We start from the raw sequence: 862 nt of genomic DNA on the forward strand, positions 1-862 counted from the left end.
GGGGAGGGCGGGAGTCGTCGGCTCGGGGAGGGTGGGGGCGTCCAGGAGTTCGGTGACGCGTACGGCGGCGGCCTGGCCGGCCCGGATCTGCTGGATGCGGGGTCCGACGACGCCCATGGGTGCGGCGACGGCGGGCCCGAGCAGGAGGAAGGGGACGAGTTCGGCGCCGGTCGTCCAGCCCTGGGTGACGAACACCGCGCCCGGTACGGCCAGGAGCAGCAGGACCACGGCCGGGGTGACCACCAGGATCGCGGCGGTGGAGGTGGCCAGGGTGGACCGGACCCAGCCGGAGAAGAAGTCGGCGAAGCCCTCGGTCGCGCGGACGAAACGCTCGTGGGCGTTGCGTCCGCGCCCGAAGCTCTTGAAGACGGCGATGCCGGACGCGAACTCCACGGCGGCGGAGGAGATACGGCCCACGGCGGCGCCGAACTCGGCCATCTGTGCCGCCGCGCCCGCCATGGCCCGGCTGAACAGGAGCACGCCCAGCAGCAGGGGCACCACACTGACCAGGGCGAGGCGCCAGTCGACGGTGAACAGGTAGACCAGGGCGAGCACCGGGGCGGTGAGCACGGAGACGACGTCGAGGAGGGTGTGGGCGAAGAGTGTGTGCAGGGCGCTCACGTCGTCCTGCACGGCCTGCTTGACCTCGCCGGTGCCCCGGTCGGTGAGCCGGCCGAGCGGCAGCCGCCCGATGTGCCGGGCGAGTCTGCGGCGGAGGGTGAGCTGGAGGTCGTTGTCGGCGAGGTGGGCGAGGGCGCCGGCCGCCGTGCCGCACACCAGGGCGACGAGGCCCGACACGCAGGCCAGGGTCACCAGCGGCCAGAGGGCGTCGCCGTCGGCCGGGGCCCCTGCGGTGAGGCGT

General features: G+C 74.2%; 1 protein-coding gene. It reads right to left on the reverse strand.

The features are described from left to right. On the reverse strand, positions 1-862 hold an 862-nt coding region (locus GTW67_RS14665), incomplete at both ends, for an ABC transporter transmembrane domain-containing protein (RefSeq protein WP_161165262.1).

The sequence above is a fragment of the Streptomyces sp. SID5910 genome (assembly GCF_009862125.1).
Lineage (GTDB): Bacteria > Actinomycetota > Actinomycetes > Streptomycetales > Streptomycetaceae > Streptomyces.